This is a genomic window from Mycolicibacterium rutilum, assembly GCF_900108565.1.
Lineage (GTDB): Bacteria > Actinomycetota > Actinomycetes > Mycobacteriales > Mycobacteriaceae > Mycobacterium > Mycobacterium rutilum.
On record NZ_LT629971.1, the window covers coordinates 4,341,605 to 4,359,014 of the forward strand.

Annotated in this window: 15 protein-coding genes; 6 read left to right on the forward strand and 9 right to left on the reverse strand. The window is 69.9% G+C overall.

Features of this window, described 5'->3' with window-relative positions; all coding sequences use genetic code 11:
• Window positions 1-2: 2 nt before the first annotated feature.
• Genes rplT through infC form a run of 3 tightly spaced genes read right to left on the reverse strand, consistent with a single transcriptional unit; the run spans window position 3 to window position 1,245 of the window.
• On the reverse strand, window positions 3-398 hold the full coding sequence (rplT, locus tag BLW81_RS21150; RefSeq protein ID WP_083408869.1) for a 50S ribosomal protein L20: 396 nt from the start codon (window positions 396-398) through the stop codon (window positions 3-5).
• 42 nt (window positions 399-440) lie between these two features.
• Complete coding sequence (gene rpmI, locus BLW81_RS21155; RefSeq protein ID WP_083408870.1) at window positions 441-635, reverse strand: 50S ribosomal protein L35; 195 nt, start codon at window positions 633-635, stop codon at window positions 441-443.
• Between the two features lie 22 nt (window positions 636-657).
• Window positions 658-1,245 carry a translation initiation factor IF-3 gene (infC, locus tag BLW81_RS21160; protein WP_083408871.1) on the reverse strand — a complete coding sequence of 196 codons (588 nt, stop codon included), beginning with the start codon at window positions 1,243-1,245 and terminating at the stop codon, window positions 658-660.
• A gap of 229 nt (window positions 1,246-1,474) precedes the next feature.
• Between infC and BLW81_RS21165 the strand changes: the two genes are divergently transcribed.
• The 4 genes from BLW81_RS21165 to BLW81_RS21180 all read left to right on the forward strand — a co-directional run bounded on the left by BLW81_RS21165 (window position 1,475) and on the right by BLW81_RS21180 (window position 6,931).
• Window positions 1,475-1,861, forward strand: a complete 387-nt coding sequence (locus BLW81_RS21165) for a DUF1844 domain-containing protein (protein WP_083408872.1) — start codon at window positions 1,475-1,477, stop codon at window positions 1,859-1,861.
• Between the two features lie 59 nt (window positions 1,862-1,920).
• Window positions 1,921-5,238 (forward strand): bifunctional lysylphosphatidylglycerol synthetase/lysine--tRNA ligase LysX, encoded by a 3,318-nt coding sequence (lysX, locus tag BLW81_RS21170; RefSeq protein WP_083408873.1) that lies wholly within the window; start codon window positions 1,921-1,923, stop codon window positions 5,236-5,238.
• 96 nt (window positions 5,239-5,334) lie between these two features.
• A complete protein-coding gene (locus tag BLW81_RS21175) occupies window positions 5,335-6,591 on the forward strand; it encodes an alpha/beta hydrolase (RefSeq protein WP_083410713.1) in 1,257 nt (418 codons plus the stop codon).
• Window positions 6,592-6,607: 16 nt separating this feature from the next.
• Window positions 6,608-6,931: a hypothetical protein gene (locus BLW81_RS21180; RefSeq protein ID WP_157897779.1), complete on the forward strand. Its 324-nt coding sequence runs from the start codon at window positions 6,608-6,610 to the stop codon at window positions 6,929-6,931.
• On the opposite strand, the gene BLW81_RS21185 is transcribed toward BLW81_RS21180, so the two are convergent.
• Both BLW81_RS21185 and BLW81_RS21190 read right to left on the reverse strand, forming a co-directional pair.
• Window positions 6,925-8,025, reverse strand: a complete 1,101-nt coding sequence (locus tag BLW81_RS21185) for a hypothetical protein (RefSeq protein ID WP_083408874.1) — start codon at window positions 8,023-8,025, stop codon at window positions 6,925-6,927. The two genes, BLW81_RS21180 and BLW81_RS21185, sit on opposite strands and share 7 nt — an antisense overlap.
• The gene (locus BLW81_RS21190) at window positions 8,022-9,323 is read right to left on the reverse strand and encodes a hypothetical protein (protein ID WP_083408875.1); all 1,302 of its coding nucleotides are present in this window, start codon (window positions 9,321-9,323) and stop codon (window positions 8,022-8,024) included. The genes BLW81_RS21185 and BLW81_RS21190 overlap by 4 nt, the downstream gene beginning before the upstream one ends.
• 84 nt (window positions 9,324-9,407) lie before the next feature.
• Between BLW81_RS21190 and BLW81_RS21195 the strand changes: the two genes are divergently transcribed.
• Complete coding sequence (locus BLW81_RS21195; protein WP_083408876.1) at window positions 9,408-9,863, forward strand: hypothetical protein; 456 nt, start codon at window positions 9,408-9,410, stop codon at window positions 9,861-9,863.
• Here BLW81_RS21195 and BLW81_RS21200 read toward each other — a convergent pair whose 3' ends face one another.
• Genes BLW81_RS21200 through BLW81_RS21210 form a run of 3 tightly spaced genes read right to left on the reverse strand, consistent with a single transcriptional unit; the run spans window position 9,864 to window position 13,204 of the window.
• Window positions 9,864-11,060, reverse strand: a complete 1,197-nt coding sequence (locus tag BLW81_RS21200) for a CHAT domain-containing protein (RefSeq protein WP_157897780.1) — start codon at window positions 11,058-11,060, stop codon at window positions 9,864-9,866.
• On the reverse strand, window positions 11,042-12,664 hold the full coding sequence (locus BLW81_RS21205; RefSeq protein WP_083408877.1) for an NACHT domain-containing protein: 1,623 nt from the start codon (window positions 12,662-12,664) through the stop codon (window positions 11,042-11,044). The genes BLW81_RS21200 and BLW81_RS21205 overlap by 19 nt, the downstream gene beginning before the upstream one ends.
• A gap of 60 nt (window positions 12,665-12,724) precedes the next feature.
• Window positions 12,725-13,204: a lipoprotein LpqH gene (locus tag BLW81_RS21210; RefSeq protein ID WP_083408878.1), complete on the reverse strand. Its 480-nt coding sequence runs from the start codon at window positions 13,202-13,204 to the stop codon at window positions 12,725-12,727.
• Window positions 13,205-13,323: 119 nt separating this feature from the next.
• Between BLW81_RS21210 and BLW81_RS21215 the strand changes: the two genes are divergently transcribed.
• Window positions 13,324-14,481 carry a winged helix DNA-binding domain-containing protein gene (locus BLW81_RS21215; RefSeq protein WP_083408879.1) on the forward strand — a complete coding sequence of 386 codons (1,158 nt, stop codon included), beginning with the start codon at window positions 13,324-13,326 and terminating at the stop codon, window positions 14,479-14,481.
• On the opposite strand, the gene uvrA is transcribed toward BLW81_RS21215, so the two are convergent.
• The gene (uvrA, locus tag BLW81_RS21220) at window positions 14,471-17,371 is read right to left on the reverse strand and encodes an excinuclease ABC subunit UvrA (RefSeq protein WP_083408880.1); all 2,901 of its coding nucleotides are present in this window, start codon (window positions 17,369-17,371) and stop codon (window positions 14,471-14,473) included. The two genes, BLW81_RS21215 and uvrA, sit on opposite strands and share 11 nt — an antisense overlap.
• Window positions 17,372-17,410 lie beyond the last annotated feature (39 nt).

Here is a 17,410-nt window from a genome sequence, read left to right on the forward strand (position 1 = left end):
CGTCAGGCAGCCTCGTCGGCGTCCGACTGCGCGTTCACGTCAGCGGGCAGCGCACCCTTGGCCACGTCGACCAGCGCGGTGAAGGCATCCGGGTCGCTGACGGCGATCTCGGCGAGGTTCTTGCGGTCCACCTCGACGCCGGCCAGCTTCAGGCCCTGGATCAGCCGGTTGTAGGTGATGTCGTTCGCGCGGGCGGCCGCGTTGATCCGCGAGATCCACAGCTTGCGGAACTCACCCTTGCGGGCACGCCGGTCCCGGTAGGCGTAGTTGAGCGAATGCAGCTGCTGCTCTTTGGCCTTGCGGTACAGGCGGGAGCGCTGGCCGCGGTAGCCCTTCGAGGCCTTGAGGATCGTGCGCCGCTTCTTCTGGGCGTTGACTGCGCGCTTGACGCGTGCCATGGCAAATTCCTTCTTCGTTCAGGTCGTACGGGTGTGAGTCGGTCAGCCGTTGAGCATCTTGGTGATGCGGGCGGTGTCGTTGGCCGACACGACGGTGCGCCCGTCAAGACGCCGGGTCCGCTTGCTCGGCTTGTGCTCGAGCAAGTGGCGACGGTTGGCCTTCTGGCGCACAATCTTGCCGGTTCCGGTGCGGCGGAACCGCTTCGATGCGCCGCTGTGGGTCTTCGCCTTGGGCATGAATGTCCTCAGTCTCTGGTCGTTAGTTCGATGTATCGGGTTCTGGGGCCGGGGTCGCTCCGCCCTCGGCCTGCTGCGCCGCCTTGGCGCGAGTCTTCGCGCCGCGGTGCGGGGCCAGCACCATCGTCATGTTGCGGCCGTCCTGCTTGGCGGACGTCTCGACGAAGCCGTACTCGGCGACGTCGGCGCCCAGCCGCTGCAGGAGCCGGAATCCCAGTTCGGGTCGCGACTGCTCGCGGCCGCGGAACATGATCGTCACCTTGACCTTGGACCCCGCCTCGAGGAAGCGGATCACGTGACCCTTTTTGGTCTCGTAGTCGTGCGGGTCGATCTTGGGCCGGAGCTTCTGCTCCTTGACGACGGTCTGCTGCTGGTTCTTGCGAGACTCGCGCGCCTTTTGAGCCGTCTCGTATTTGAACTTTCCGTAGTCCATGATCTTGCAGACCGGCGGCTTGGCGTCCGGTGCTACTTCGACGAGATCGAGATCGGCATCCGCGGCGACGCGGAGTGCATCTTCGATGCGCACAATGCCTACCTGTTCACCACCCGGTCCGATCAACCGGACTTCAGGTACGCGGATGCGCTCGTTGACGCGGGTCTCAGTGCTGATGGGCCCTCCTACTGTTGTCCTCTAGGAGCCCACACCATCAGCGCTCTGTTCACCCAAGAACAGAAAAGCCCTGCTCAAAGCAGGGCCCAAGCCGACCAGGACAGGCATAGGATGCCTGTGACCGGACCGCTGAGCCTGTGGAAAGATCCGGTGGCCAGCGGTGGGAGTGGGACTCCACTTGCTGTCCCTGGCGGATGCCGGGACGGTCGCGCATGCCAGTCTAGCAGGCATGACCGAAAATCCTGACACAGGTGATCTGCCCGACTCGGCCGGCTCAGGCGATCTGAACGGCACAGCCGTTCGTGAGTTGGCCGACATTCCTGCGGTCGAGGTGATCACCCGATCGGCGGTGATGCTGATGAGCGCCGCGGCCGAGAAGCTCGGCCTGTCGGCGGAGAACCCCGACGACAGCCCGCACCGCGACCTCGACGAGGCGCGGCGGCTGATCACCGCGCTGGCGGGTCTGGTTACCGCGTCCGCCGAGTACCTGGGCCCGCACGCCGGCCCGGTGCGCGACGGCCTCAAGACCCTGCAGTTGGCGTTCCGCGAAGCCAGCGCGGCCCCCGACGAACCCGGGCACGGTCCGGGCGAGAAATACACCGGCCCCGTCTGGTAGCCCGGTTTCCGCGGGTCATCACACCAAATTGACCGGTCGAGCGAATATCCTCGCGGCCTATGACCGTCAGTAGCCCCGCTCGTCCTCCGGTGTCGCGCGGGACTTCGTCCCGATACTCGTGGTGGGTGCCCGCCGCGGCCGGCTGGACGGTCGGCGTCATCGCCACGCTCTCGCTGATCGCCAGCGTCTCCCCGTTCGTGCGTGCGGTGATCCGGGTGCCGCGCGAGTTCGTCAACGACTACATCTTCAACTTCCCCGACACCAGCTTCGCGTGGGCGTTCGTGCTGGCCCTGCTGGCCGCGGCGTTGGCGGCACGCAAGCGGATCGCGTGGTGGATCCTCATCGGCTACATGATCGCCGCGGTCGGCTGGAACGTCGGCGGGCTGGTCACCGGCGACGAGTCGGTCGTCGAGGAGATCGGCGAGGTCATCGGCCTCGGCTTCCACCTCGCGGCGATCCTGTTCCTGCTGCTGGCCCGCCGCGAGTTCTGGGCGAAGGTGCGCCGCGGTGCGCTGCTCAAAGCCGCCCTCGTGCTGGTGGCCGGCATGGCGGTCGGCACCCTGATCGGCTGGGGCCTGCTCGAGCTGTTCCCCGGCTCGCTGGCCCGCGGTGACCGGTTCTTCTACGCCCTCAACCGGGTCAGCGCGTTCGCCGGCGCCGACTCGTCGAACTTCTCCGGGCACCCGCACGTCCTGGTCAACGCGCTGCTCGGACTGTTCGGTGCGTTGGCGCTGATGGTCGCGGCCATCGTGCTGTTCCAGTCGCAGCGCGCGGAGAACGCGCTCACCGGCGAGGACGAGTCGGCCATCCGCGGGCTGCTCGAGTTGTTCGGCAAGAACGACTCCCTCGGCTATTTCGCCACCCGCCGCGACAAGGCGGTGGTGTTCGCGCCGAACGGCCGCGCCGCAATCACCTACCGGGTCGAGGTCGGGGTCTGCCTGGCCAGCGGGGACCCCGTGGGCGATCCGAAGGCCTGGCCCGCCGCCATCGAGGCGTGGCTCGCGCTGTGCGAGGCCTACGGCTGGGCCCCCGGGGTGATGGGCGCCAGTTCGGCCGGCGCGCAGGCGTTCCGCGAGGCGGGCCTGAACGCACTGCAACTCGGCGACGAGGCGATCCTGCATCCCGACACCTTCCGGCTGTCCGGGCCGGACATGCGCGCGGTCCGCCAGGCGGTGACCCGGGCCCGGCGCGCCGGTGCCGGCGTGCGGATCCGCAGGCACCGCGACCTCGACGCCGCCGAGATGGCCGAGGTGATCGCGCGCGCCGACGCGTGGCGCGACACCGAGGACGAGCGCGGCTTCTCGATGGCGCTGGGCCGGCTCGGCGACCCCGCCGACGGGGACTGCCTACTGGTCGAGGCGGTCCAGGACATGCGCGTCGTCGCCATGCTGTCGCTGGTGCCGTGGGGCACCAACGGCGTCTCGCTGGACCTGATGCGCCGCTCCCCGCAGTCGCCCAACGGCACCATCGAGTTGATGGTCAGCGAGCTGTGCCTGCAGGCCGAGGACATCGGGATCTCGCGCATCTCACTGAACTTCGCGATGTTCCGGTCGGCGTTCGAGCAGGGCGCCCAGCTCGGTGCCGGGCCGGTCGCCCGGTTGTGGCGCAGCCTGCTGGTGTTCTTCTCCCGGTGGTGGCAGCTCGAGACGCTGTACCGGTCGAACATGAAATACCAACCGGAATGGGTGCCGCGCTACGCCTGCTACGACGACGCCCGGCTCGTCCCGCGCGTCGGGGTCGCCTCGGTGATCGCCGAAGGCTTTCTCGTGCTGCCGTTCTCGCGGCGCCACCAGCAACCGCACACCGGACACCATACGGCGGCGCCGCAGAACCTGATCGAATCCGGCCGGCTGCACCACGACGGCTCCGCACCCGACATGGCCGGGTTGCAGGCCGAGCTGCCCGACGAGGACGAAGCCCGGCTGCCCGAACAGGTGCGGGTCCGGATGGCCAAGCTCAAGACGTTGCAGGACAACGGAATCGACGCCTACCCGGTGGGCAGCCAGCCCTCCCACACGGTCGCGGAGGCGATCGCCGCCGACGATGACGTGCCCGTGACGGTGGCGGGCCGGGTGCTGCGCAACCGCGACTACGGCGGGGTGCTGTTCGCCCAGCTGCGCGACTGGTCGGCCGAAGTGCAGCTGCTGCTGGACAATTCGCTGCTGGATTCGGGGACGACGGCCGATTTCACCCAGGCGATCGACCTGGGCGACCTCGTCGAGGTGTCGGGCACGATGGGCTACAGCAAGAAGGGCACCCGGTCGCTGCTGGTGCACAGCTGGCGGCTGATCGGCAAGTGCTTGCGCCCGCTGCCCGACAAGTGGAAGGGGCTGACCGACCAGGAGGCCCGGGTCCGCGCCCGCTACGTCGACCTGGCGATCAACACCGAAGCCCGCGACCTGATCAGGGCCCGCAGCGGCGTCCTGCACGCCATCCGCGAAACCCTGGTCGGCAAGGGCTTTCTCGAAGTCGAGACGCCGATCCTGCAGCAGATCCACGGCGGCGCCAACGCGCGGCCGTTCCTCACCCACATCAACGCCTACGACCTCGACCTGTACCTGCGGATCGCCCCCGAGCTTTACCTGAAACGGCTCTGCGTCGGCGGCGTCGAGCGGGTCTTCGAACTCGGCCGCGCGTTCCGCAACGAAGGGGTGGACTTCAGCCACAATCCCGAATTCACCCTGCTGGAGGCGTATCAGGCCCACGCGGACTACCACGTGTGGATCGACGGGTGCCGCGAGCTGATCCAGAACGCCGCCCAGGCCGCCAACGGCGCGCACGTGTTCCTGCGCCCGCGCGAGGACGGCACGTTCGAACCCGTCGACATCTCCGGTCAGTGGGCGGTCAAGACCGTGCACGGCGCGGTGTCCGAGGCGCTCGGGGAGGAGATCGGGCCCGAGACCGAACTGCCGGTGCTGCGCAAGCTGTGCGACGCCGCCGACATTCCGTATCTGACGCACTGGGACGCCGGCGCGGTGGTGCTCGAACTCTACGAGCGGCTGGTCGAGGACCGCACCACCGAGCCCACCTTCTACAAGGACTTCCCGACGTCGGTGTCACCGCTGACCCGGCCGCACCGCAGCATCCCCGGTGTCGCCGAGCGCTGGGACCTGGTCGCGTGGGGCGTCGAACTCGGCACGGCCTACAGCGAACTGACCGATCCGGTCGAACAGCGCAGGCGGCTACAGGAGCAGTCACTGCTGGCGGCAGGCGGTGATCCCGAGGCGATGGAACTCGACGAGGACTTTCTGCAGGCCATGGAGTACGCGATGCCGCCGACCGGCGGACTGGGCATGGGCGTGGACCGCGTCGTCATGTTGATCACGGGCCGCAGCATCCGCGAGACGCTGCCGTTCCCGTTGGCCAAACCGCGTTGACAGCCGCCTCACAGCGCGTCCCAAGGATCGGCCGTCACGCTGGACGCCGTGACACTGGCGACACTGGCCGCTTCCCTGCGCACGCATCTGTCGTTGATGCACGGCTGGATACCGGTGACTGTGCAACTGCTCGCGGCGGCCGCCCTGCTCGCCGCGATCGGCTGGCGCACGCGGCGGTGGCGACTGGTGTGGGTGCCATGGGCGGTGCTGTGCGGCGTCGCGCTGGCGGTGGCGGCTTACTGGTTCATCGCCTCGGAAGGTTTGGCCGACAACCCCGCCCCGCGTGAGCTGTGGGTGTGGATCGCGCTGACGGGAACCGCTGCGGCGGTGCTGTTCGCCGGTTGGCGCGGGGCGCGCTGGTGGCGACGCGGCGCCTCGCTGGCGGCGCTGCCGCTGTGCCTGCTGGCGGCGGCACTCGCGGTGAACCTGTGGGTCGGTTATGTGCCGACGGTGCAGTCGGCGTGGAATCAGCTCACCGCCGGGCCGCTGCCCGACCAGACCGATGCGATCACCATGGCCGCGATGCAGCAGCGCCACCAGATCCCGCAGAATGGCACCGTGGTGCCGGTCAGCATCGGCGATTCCGCGTCGGGCTTCCGACACCGCGGTGAACTCGTCTACCTGCCGCCGGCGTGGTACGCGACCGATCCCCCGCCGCCGCTTCCGGTCGTGATGATGATCGGCGGCGAGTTCAACACCCCCGCCGACTGGGTGCGGGTCGGCAACGCCGTCGCCACGGCCGACGCGTACGCCGCCGCGCATGGCGGCAACGCGCCCGTGATGGTGTTCGTCGACGCAGGCGGAGCGTTCAACAACGACACCGAATGCGTGAACGGCAGCCGGGGCAACGCGGCGGACCACCTGACCAAAGACGTTGTGCCGTTCATGATCTCGAACTTCAGGGTGAGCGCCAAGCCGGCGAACTGGGGCGTGGTCGGGTGGTCGATGGGCGGCACCTGCGCAGTCGACCTCGCCGTCATGCACCCCGAACTGTTCAGCGCCTTCGACGACATCGCCGGCGACCTGAGACCGAACTCGGGAACCACCGAGCAGACGATTCAGCGGTTGTTCGGCGGCAACGCGGCGGCCTATGCGTCGTTCGACCCCACCACCGTGATCACCAGGCACGGCCGCTACACCGGCCTGACGGGCCGCTTCGACGTCAACTCGCAGGCGGCCGCGGCGCAGAGCGGGGCGGCCAACTCGCTGTGCGCGCTGGGCAGCGCCAACGGGATCACGTGCTCGGTCGTCACCCAGCCGGGCACCCACGACTGGCCCTACGCCGCGCACGCCTTCGCGACCGCACTCCCCTGGCTGGCCGCGCAGATCGGCACGCCCGGGGCCACCCGCTAGCGAGTAGCGTGAGGTCATGGGTGATGAAGCCGGGGCCGACCAACCCGCGAACGACGAACCCGCCGTCGACGCCGAGATCGTCGACCCCGAACCGCAGGCCACCGCGCCCGTGGAACCGGTCGACAGCGGATACACCCCGGGCGGCGTCCCCACCTTCGACTCGGTGCGCGAGAAGATCGAGACGCGGTACGGCGCGGCGATCGGTTCGGCCGAACTCGACGCCGAGACCCCGGAAGGGCGCAGCGTCGCCGAACAGTACGACGAGCGCCAACGCGCGGCGGCCGCCCGCCTCGACCAGATCCGCGAGCAACTGCGCAAACAGACCGGCGACTCTCAGTAGTCCGCCTCGGCGGCCAGGATCTCGGCGAGGAACGCGTCGTCACCCGGCCGGTTCAACCGCGCCCGCGCCACCGCCCGCACCCGGTCCCGCGTCTGCGCCGACTCCTCGACGTCCGGTCCGACGGTCACCGCGGTGTCGCGCCAATCATGGTTCCACGCCGCCGATTCCGGCACGGGCCGTCCATCGGCGTCCGTCAGCGGGAACCGGCAGCGCCCGTCGGCGGCCAGCACACCCGAGCCGGTGAGCGCGCCCGCGCGCAACCGCACCTCGATCCCGTTCGGCGAGCCGAGGCCGAGCAACTCCACCCGAACCGCCGCCTCCACCGCATCACCGTCGGCGAGGATCGTCCAGTCGACCGTGTTTTCCGCGGCGTCGAAGACTCCCGGCGGCACCGCCGACCAGTTGAGCGACGCGACACCCTCGGCGACGACGCCCGGCACCCGGCGGGCACCGTCGGTGCCCGCAGCGAGCGCGTAGTCGTCGCGCCGCCCGGCGCCCACGTCTGATGCGGCGTCGAGTCCGAGGTCCAGCGCGATCCCCACATCGTCGGCGATCTCGCGGCACCGGTCGACGAGCGCGCTGACCCGCGGATCACCCTGCGTGACCGCGGCATCGAGGGCCGCGACATGGGGAACCAGCAGCTGCGTCACGTCCGAATCGAACGTGTCATCGTCGAAGAACTCCTGCGCGGCCGCGGTCAACAGGGCAACCTCGGCATCCAGGACGGCGGCGTCGAGCACCGCGATCGCGTCGCGCTGACTCGCCGGCCACCAGCGCCGCAACCAGTGTCCGAGCGCGAGCCGGCGCAGGTCGTCGAGTGCTCCGGGCATCAGCTCCACGCCGGCCACGTCGAGGGCGCCGACGGCCGCGCCCGCGTCCAGTGCCGACGCCAGGGCTGCATGCCCGGCCTCGCCGACCACGCGCCAGAGCCAGTCGGCCCGGCCGGGATCGGTGAAGGTGAGCTGCGGCTCGGCGGCCGCATCGTCGACCGCCCAGGACAGTACGGCGCCGCTGACCTCGAGCACCGCCACCAGCGGTGTCGGGGTGTCGAAGCCGCGGGTGCACCACAGCCCCGCATCCGTCATCAGCTTCATCCCGCCACCTGCAATTCCAGCATCGTCTTGATCCGTTGGCGGTGGTCGAGGCTCACCGACCGCGCGACTCCCTCCAGCACCGAGCGGATCTCATCGACGTCATCACAGGGTTCCTGCCACACGTCGCGGCCGTGCAGCCGGGCCCACAGCCGGCTCAGGTACGGCCGCGCGAACGCGGCCAGGTCGTCGATGACCTGTTGCTGACGCGGATGGATCGGCCCGCCGTCGGCCAGATAGCGCCGCGCGTGCAGCACGTACGCCTCCTTGCGCAGCCGGGCCTGCATGACGCTGCCCAAATCGTAACGCGGCTCGGCGTTTTCGCTCAGCGGCGCCAGGTCGACGGCGAGCTCGATGCCGGCGACCAGCGCCGCCTGTTTGTCCTCGGCGAGCAACCCCCACGGCGCGGATGCGCGGTCGACCTCCTCGGCGCACAGCAGCGGCACATCGGGCAGCTCCTCGCGGTCCAGTGCCCGTCGCAGCGTCGCACGCACCCGCTCGACCACGCTGCGGTCCAGCGGGCGTCCTTTGTCGGTGCCGGTGATCCCGGGAGCCTGTTGTGGTTCTGTGGCGCTGAGGCCGACCGCGACGATCGACCATGGCAGCCCCGCAGCGTCGACACGCGCGGCGGCGCCGAGGTTGTACGGCGTGGCGTCGGCGATCATCGCGCGCCACACCCGTTGCCGGGCAACGGAGTCGTGGTATCCGCCGACGGATCCGAGCACGGTCGTCAAGCCGGCCATGAAGGGTTCGGTGATCTCGGCGCCGGCCCGCACATCGCGCCAGCTGGCGTCGAGTTGGCGTTGCAGGCCGGCGATCACGGCGCGGTCCGAGACGTGCTGGTTGAGGACCTCGATCGCGGTGCGGTCCCGGTCGCCGTGCAGCTCGCGCAGCACCTGTTCGGCGGCGGCATCGTGTTGGCCGGGAGCGCCTTTGGTCACCGCCAGCTCGTAGCACACGGGGAAGTACAGTTCCTGGGCGTTGCCGGTGGTGATGCGCAGCCGGCGACGTTCGCGTTTGAGCAGCGCGAACCACTGTGCGGCCGCCCGTAATTGGTCGCCGTGCCCGACGATGACATCGTGCATCGCCTCGGCGACATCGGCCGCCACGAACGGCGCCGAGAACTCGGAGTTCACCCGCAGCCGCAGCACCAGCGGGTCGATGATCCGTTTGACGGTGCGGCGCAACGGCCCGCCGTCCTCGCCGCTGAGCACCTCCACGCCGGGGCCGATCGCACGCCACGCGCGGTCGATGACCGCCCGGCGCGGATGGGCGACGGCGACGGCCGTCTCGGTGCTCATCAGGACAGGATAGGAGGCGGGGCGGCGCGGCGACAGCGGCAAAGTTGGGTTCGGTAGCCGCGCGGGCACGCGAATCTGAGGACCATGTTCACCGCGCTGGTCCCCTTCGTCGTCATCCTGTTCATCGCCATGGCGGCGGCATCGTTACTCGCCGGCCGCGGTGCCGCGCCGCCGGACTCCGACGAGGCCGACGAACGGCTGGCCACCGCCGACGACATCCTCGCCGCGCGCGCCGAGTTCGACCGCATGATGGTCCGCAAGGGCTTGGTGACGAGCCGCCAACTCGAGCTGATCCGGTACGGCACCCGGTCACCGGCCGTCGTCACCGGAATGCGCGCCACCGGGCAGACTCTCGAGGACTACCGCGAGGTCGAACTGGACGTGATGGTGAGAAAGCCTGAAGGCGGTCAGTTCCCGGCGCGACAGACGGCGCTGGTGCCGATCTCGGCGCTGGCCAAGGTCGCCCCGGGCAGCGTCGTGGACACCTACTACCGGGCGGGCGACGAGACCGCGGTGGCGGTGTGCGTAGCGCCGGAATGATCAGCGGGCCCCGTCGACGGCGAAGCTGACCAGCGCCGCCCAGTACAGCGGGTTGGCGGTGAGATCGCCGGCGCACCAGTCGCGCATCCGCTGTCGCTGCCAGCGGTTCACCGCGCAGCCGGCGTCATGGGCCTCGTGCGCGTCGTCGACCGCGACGATCGCCTCGCTCATCGGATCGGCGTCGAGCCCGGCGAACTGGCGGTAACCCGCGGCGGTCGGCAGCGACCACAGCGTGGCTGTGACCAGCTGCGCGCCGCCGAGGATCGACGCCGCCACCAGACCGCTGGCCTCGTCGAACTGGTAGTCGCCCCCGGATGCGCACGCCAGCAGCGCGACTCGCGGCGGAAAGGGCACCCGCGAGGACATCAGGTCCGCCGCGGTCAGCGGGCGGTCTTCGGCCAGGTGCAGGGCAGCCCGGTCGGCGTGACCCACGTCGCCGTCGGCGGCCGTGGCGTGCCCGACGTAGAGCAGGCGACTCGGCCTGCGCGCGAGGTGGTCGGCCAGCCACCGGCGGTCGATGTCGGTGCGGCGGAACAGGTCGACGGGTGCCGACACCTCTGGCAGGACCGGGCGTCGCTTCGCGAGAACGGCGTAATGGCGGGCCAGCGGCGTCTCGGCCGACGGGCGGCCCAGCACCGATCCGAGTGCCGCGTCCGGACGCTGACCGGGCACCCGCGGATCGAGCACCAGCAGCGCGGGCTGCTCGCGCCTGCGCGACCAATCGGCCGCGGCGCGTGGGGCGTTGACGATGTTCGGCGGCGCGGCCATCAACACCTCGACCTGTTCCATCAACCGGTCACCGCCGGGCGCCGCCAGCATCGCCCACGGCACCTGGGCCAGCCGCGCGCTGGGTGAGACGAACATCGTCGCCGTGCCCGCCCGCACGGCGATCAATTGCCAGCCCTCCGGTGCGATGAGCCGCTCGCCGAGCCCGCGGGACAGCTCGAGTTCGGTTGCGGGAGAACGAAACGCGCCTCGTGTCAGGGCGCGGTCGAGCGCGTCGCGACGCGTCTCCTCGCCGACCGGGTCGGGCAGCGCGTCGCGGAGGCGGTTCACCGCGTCGAGCAGTTCGGCCTGCTCGACGACCCAGGTGACGGTCTCGGCGGGTTCGCCCACCAGGCGCAGGCTGGCATAGGTCGCGACGCCGACGTCGGCGAACCGCAGCACCAGCGTCGCGGTCAGGGCCACGTGGACCACGCGGGTTCGTCGGCCGTGACCTCGCGGCCGTAGCGTTCGGCCGCCAGCGCGCGGTAGCGGCTGATGATCGGCGCGCTGCTGGGGTCCATCACCAGCGGCGGGAGGGGCCCGAGCTTGGTCAGCGCAGAACCGCCGACGACGGCGGGCCCCGCCGCGACGAGCGCGTAGTCGTCGACCGATTCGACGGGCACCGCCGCCGTGGCGGTGTCCGCCCAGTCGAGGGCATCGGAGGAGCCTGGTTCAGCGCTGAAAGTGCCTCGCGCACTGTGGTATTCGACCAATTCGCTGACGAGCTCGGTGTTGCCCCACTCCCACGCCACCGCGAAGGCGCTAGCCAGGATCGGCGCGGACACGTAGGTGGCCCAGCGCATCCGCGCGTCGGCGTCGGGAATGGAGTGCCGGACCGAGTCGACGGCCAGCGCCGCGGGCAGCTTGAGTTCGGCGGCCCGCTCCAACTTGTCGGCCGCGCCGGCCGGGTCGGCGAGCGCGTCGGCACGCCAGATGTTGCCCAGCTGGTCGTCGAGGCGCGCGTACTGCAACCAGCTGTGCCGCGGCCAGCCGTCGAGCAGTTCACGGGCCTGGGCGACCCGCTCGACGGCGGCCGCGAAGTCACCGCGGAAGATGTCGACCCAGCTGCGCTGCAACAGGATCCGGTGGATGTGGAGGGGCTTCTCGATCTCACGCCAGTGCCGTTCGGCGTGGCCGAGGCGTTCGTCGGCGTCGTCGAGCGCCCCCACTGCGATGCTGATCAGCCCGAAGTACAGCCAGCACCGCGACACATCGTGGGCGCGCAGGTGTTCGGCGATCGCCGGATACGCGGCGTGCACGAGGTCCTGCGCCTGTGGCCGGTCCCCCGCCGACCACGCGGCGGTCGCCCGCTCGAACTGGGCGCGCGCCGTCGCCAGCCGCCACCCGCGCGCTTCGGCACGCGCGCCCGCGCGCCGCAGCCACGGCTCGGCCTCCGACAGCCGGCCGGTCTCCACGCAGAACCGGCCATAGCCGATCGCGCCGAGCACCAGCAGGTGGTCGTGCGATTCGGTTCCGTCACCGGGCCGCTGGATCACGTCGATCACGCTCTGCCACAACGGTATCGAGCGGACGTGCAGATCGTCGTCGCACAGCGCCACCGCGCAGAGGATCTGCGCGTAGGTGATCAGGAAGCCGTGCTCACCGGCCAGGTCGGGATGCGATCGACCGTCGCCGGCCAGTACTGACAGCGCCGCCTCGGCGGCCTCGTGATCACCGTGCGCGGCGGCCAACCCGATCCGCAGGAACTGCGCCCGCCGCGCATAGCGGCAGACCATCCGCTCGATCTCGGCGGCGGGCATGCTCACCTGGGCGGCGGCCTCGGGAGCGGTTCCGGCGAGGACCGCCTGGTACACCGCCAGGCAGTCGTCGATGCGCCGCACGCACTCCTCGGTGCCGTTGTAGGCGGTTCGCACCAGGTAGAGCTCGCCGAGCAGCGCGAAGATCTCCAGCGCCCAGTCGTCACGGTCGGCGTCCTCGACCTGCGGCAGCAGTTCGAGCAGCAGGTCTTTGGCCGCCTCCTCGTTGGCGGCGAAAACCAGGTGACGCGCGCGCTCGAGGTCCGCGGGAATCGTCACGGTCGAATCATAGGAAGCGGCGGACGCGCAGGCACGCCCGCCGCTTCCCGGGACGCAGGATCAACTGCAGCTGACCGTCACGGTGAACGGCTTGGTGATCATGCCGGCCATCGGGTTGGAGATGTCGGCGCCCGTCGCCTCGCCGGTGATCGTGTACTTGTCGCCGTCGACCTTGACCTCGGCCGAGCCAACCTTGGCGCCCATGGTGTTGGTGACCGCGAGCGCGTTGCCGTCGACGACCATGCCCAGCGATTCCACCGTCGGGGTGGCCTCGTCGCTCATCACGATGCCCAGACCCTGCTGACCGCCGATCGCGCCGCTGGCCACGTTGATCTTGCCGCCCTGCTTCACGCAGGTCACCGAGTTCAGGTCCAGGCCGGCGAGATCCTTGCCGTCGACCTTGACCTCGGTGCTGCCGCCCTGCGCGATATCACCGGCGGCGGGCGAGACCGGGGCGCTGCTGCCCTTGTCGTCCGAGCATCCGACCAGAACGGCGGCGCCCGCGGCGAGCCCGACCATGCCTACGACAACTCGATTCATCGAAGTTCCCTTCGTTTCGGACGTCGCCCCGATGGCGTCCGTCGTGGGACAAGTGAATGCCGGCGAGGCCGCTACCGATCCCAAACTTTGTCCGGCCCCGCAGGTACGGTGTCGAGGCGATGCGCAGGTTCACCGATGACGAGAGACGGGCACGCCTGGCGCGCAGGCATTTCCTCAGCGAGCCCGCCGACGCCGTCGACCGCGTGGTGGGCGCCGTCGTCGGCCTGCACGCCACCGACCCGGCGACGCCGTATCTGTCGCTGTGGAGTCGGCTGCCCGTGTTCACCACCGCCGACCTCGACGCCGAGCTGTACGAGCGGCGCTCGCTGGTCAAGCATCTCGCGATGCGCCGGACCCTGTGGACGGTGCGGTCCGGCGATCTGCCTGCGGTGCAGGCCGCGGCCAGCGACCGGGTGGCCGACACCGAACGCCGCCGCCTGATCGCCGACGCGCAGAAGGCCGGGGTGTGCGCCGACGGCGAGGTGTGGCTCGACGCGGCGCGCGGCGCGGTGCTGCAGTACCTGGCGGCGAACGGGCCCACCGACGCCAAGGCGCTACGCGTCGCGCTGCCGGAACTCGCGGGTGTCTGGGATCCGGCTCCCGGAAAGCGCTGGGGCGGCGAGACTCCGTTGGCGCCAAGGATTCTGACTGTGCTGTCCGTGCAGGGCGACATCGTGCGCGGCCCCAACGACGGCCGGTGGACGACGTCGCGGCCGCGCTGGACATCGGCGGAGACGTGGATCGAACCTACGCAGGCCGTCGCGTCGGAGGCGGCCCGCGCGCTGGTGCTGCGGCGCTGGCTCGCGGCGTTCGGCCCGGCCACGCTCACCGACGTCAAGTGGTGGTTCGGCAACACGTTGACCTGGGCGCGGCAGGGGTTGCGTGACATCGACGCCGTCGAGGTCGACCTCGCCGGCACACCGGGCTTCGTGCTGCCCGACGACCTCGACGAGGAGCCGGAACCCGATCCGTGGTGCGCGCTGCTGCCCGGGCTCGACGTCACCACGATGGGCTGGTTCGAACGCGACTGGTACCTCGGCCCGCACCGCGGCCAGGTGTTCGACACCAACGGCAACGCCGGCCCGACCGCATGGTGCGACGGCCGCGTGGTCGGCGCCTGGGTTCAGGACGACGGCGGCCGCGTCGAGGTCCGGCTGCTCGAAGACGTCGGCACCGCGGCGCACCGGGCGCTGCAACGACGGGCCGCCGAGCTCACCGACTGGCTGGACGGTGTGCGGGTCAGTCCCCGCTTCCCGTCACCGCTGACTAAGCGCTGACCTTGCGCTTGCGGGACTTGGGCTTCGGCCGCTCGACGTCGAGGCACTCGGCCAGGAAGTGCCCGGTGTAGCTGGCGGGATTGGCGGCGACGTCTTCGGGTGTGCCGCTCGCGACCAGCGTGCCGCCGCCGGCGCCACCCTCGGGCCCCATGTCGACGATCCAGTCCGACGTCTTGATCACATCGAGGTTGTGCTCGATGACGATCACCGTATTGCCTTTGTCCACAAGGCCGTTGATCACCTTGAGCAGTTTGCGGATGTCCTCGAAGTGCAGGCCGGTGGTGGGCTCGTCGAGGATGTACACCGTGCGGCCCGTCGAGCGCTTCTGCAGTTCGGAGGCCAGCTTGACGCGCTGCGCCTCGCCGCCGGACAGCGTCGGCGCCGGCTGGCCCAGCCGGACATACCCGAGCCCCACATCCACCAGCGTCTTCAGGTAGCGATGGATCGAGGTGATCGGTTCGAAGAACTCCGTGGCCTCCTCGATCGACATGTCGAGGACCTCGGCGATGGTCTTGCCCTTGTAGTGCACCTCGAGCGTCTCGCGGTTGTACCGGGCGCCCTGGCACACCTCGCACGGCACGTACACGTCGGGCAGGAAGTTCATCTCGATCTTGATGGTGCCGTCGCCGGAACACGCCTCGCAGCGGCCGCCCTTGACGTTGAACGAGAACCGGCCCGGCTGATAGCCGCGCACCTTGGCCTCCGTGGTGGCCGCGAACAACGTGCGGATCTTGTCGAACACCCCGGTGTAGGTGGCCGGGTTGGACCGCGGGGTCCGCCCGATCGGCGACTGGTCGACCCGCACCAGCTTGTCGAGCTGGTCGAGCCCGTTGACCCGGGTGTGCCGGCCCGGCACCTGGCGGGCGCCGTTGAGCTTGTTGGCCAGCACCGACGCCAGGATGTCGTTGACCAGCGTCGACTTGCCCGAGCCCGAGACGCCGGTGACCGACGTCAGCACCCCGAGCGGGAAGCTCACGTCGATTTCGCGCAGGTTGTGTTCACGCGCGCCGACGACCGTCAGCTGCCGCTTCTTGTCGACGGGCCGCCGGATCGCCGGGACCTCGATCTCCTCCTTGCCCGAAAGATACGCTCCGGTAAGCGATTCCGGGTTCTTGAGCAGATCCGCGTAGGTGCCGCTGTGCACGATCTGGCCGCCGTGCTCGCCGGCGGCGGGCCCGATGTCGACCACCCAGTCGGCGTGGGCGATGGTGTCCAGGTCGTGTTCGACGACGATCAACGTGTTGCCCAGGTCCCGCAACCGGACCAGCGTGTCGATGAGCCGCCGGTTGTCGCGCTGATGCAGCCCGATCGACGGCTCGTCGAGCACGTAGAGCACGCCGACCAGGCCCGAGCCGATCTGGGTGGCCAGCCGGATGCGTTGCGCCTCACCGCCGGACAGCGTGGCCGCGGCCCGCGACAACGACAGGTAGTCGAGGCCGACGTCGAGCAGGAAGCCCAGCCGCGACTGGATCTCCTTGAGCACCTGCCCGGCGATGGCCTGCTCGCGGGTGCCCAGCGTCAACGCGTTGAGGAACCCGGAGCAGTCCGCGATCGACAGTTCGGCGACCTCGGCGATCGACTTCGGGCCGAACTCCCCCGCCTCCAACGTCACCGCGAGGATCTCCGGCTTGAGCCGCGTGCCGTCGCACTCCGGGCACGGCACATCGCGCATGAAGCCCTCGTAGCGCTCCTTCATCTGCTCGGAGTCGGTCTGCTCCATGCGGCGCTGCAGAAACGCCATCACGCCTTCGAAATCGGCGTAATACGAACGGGTTCGGCCGTAGCGGTTCTTGTACCGCACGTGCACCTGCTCGTCGCAGCCCTCGAGGATCGCGCGCCGCGCCTTGGCGGGCAACTTCTTCCACGGGGTGTTGACGTCGAAGCCGAGCGCGTCACCGAGCCCGGCCAGCATCCGGGTGAAGTACTCGGCCGTCTGCCCCATCGACCACGGCGCGATCGCGCCTTCGGCGAGGGTCAGGTCCGGGTCGGGGACGACGAGTTCGGGGTCGACCTCCTTGCGGATGCCCAGCCCGGTGCACTCCGGGCAGGCGCCGTAGGGCGAGTTGAACGAGAACGACCGCGGCTCGAGGTCGTCGACGGCCAACGGGTGCCCGTTGGGGCAGGCCAGCTTCTCCGAGAAGCGCTGCTCGCGGTGCGGGTGATCGTCCTCGCGGTCGACGAACTCGAGCACGACGATGCCGTCGGCCAGGTTCAGTGCGGTCTCCACCGAGTCGGTCAGCCGCTGCTTGGCGCTCGCCTTGACCGTCAGCCGGTCCACGACGACCTCGATGTCGTGCTTCTCCTGCTTTTTCAGCTTCGGCGGCTCGGTCAGCGGATAGACCACCCCGTCGACCCGGACGCGGCTGTAGCCCTGCGTGTTGAGTTTGTCGAACAGGTCGACGAACTCGCCCTTGCGGGTGCGCACCACCGGCGCGAGCACCTGGAACCGCAGCCCCTCGTCCATCGCGAGGACCTGGTCGACGATCTGCTGCGGGGTCTGGCGCGCGATGCGCTCGCCGCACACCGGGCAGTGCGGTGTGCCCGCGCGCGCGTAGAGCAGCCGCAGGTAGTCGTAGACCTCGGTGATGGTGCCGACCGTCGACCGCGGGTTGCGGTTGGTCGACTTCTGGTCGATGGACACCGCCGGGGACAGGCCCTCGATGAAGTCGACGTCGGGTTTGTCCATCTGCCCGAGGAACTGACGGGCGTAGGCCGACAGCGACTCGACGTAGCGGCGCTGCCCCTCGGCGAAGATCGTGTCGAACGCCAGCGACGACTTGCCCGAACCGGACAGCCCCGTGAAGACGATCAGCGCGTCGCGTGGTAAATCAAGATCAACACTGCGCAGGTTGTGCTCGCGCGCACCCTTGACGACAAGGCGGTCAGCCACCCGGTGATTCCTCCCAAGACATAGTTGAAACCCACTCTA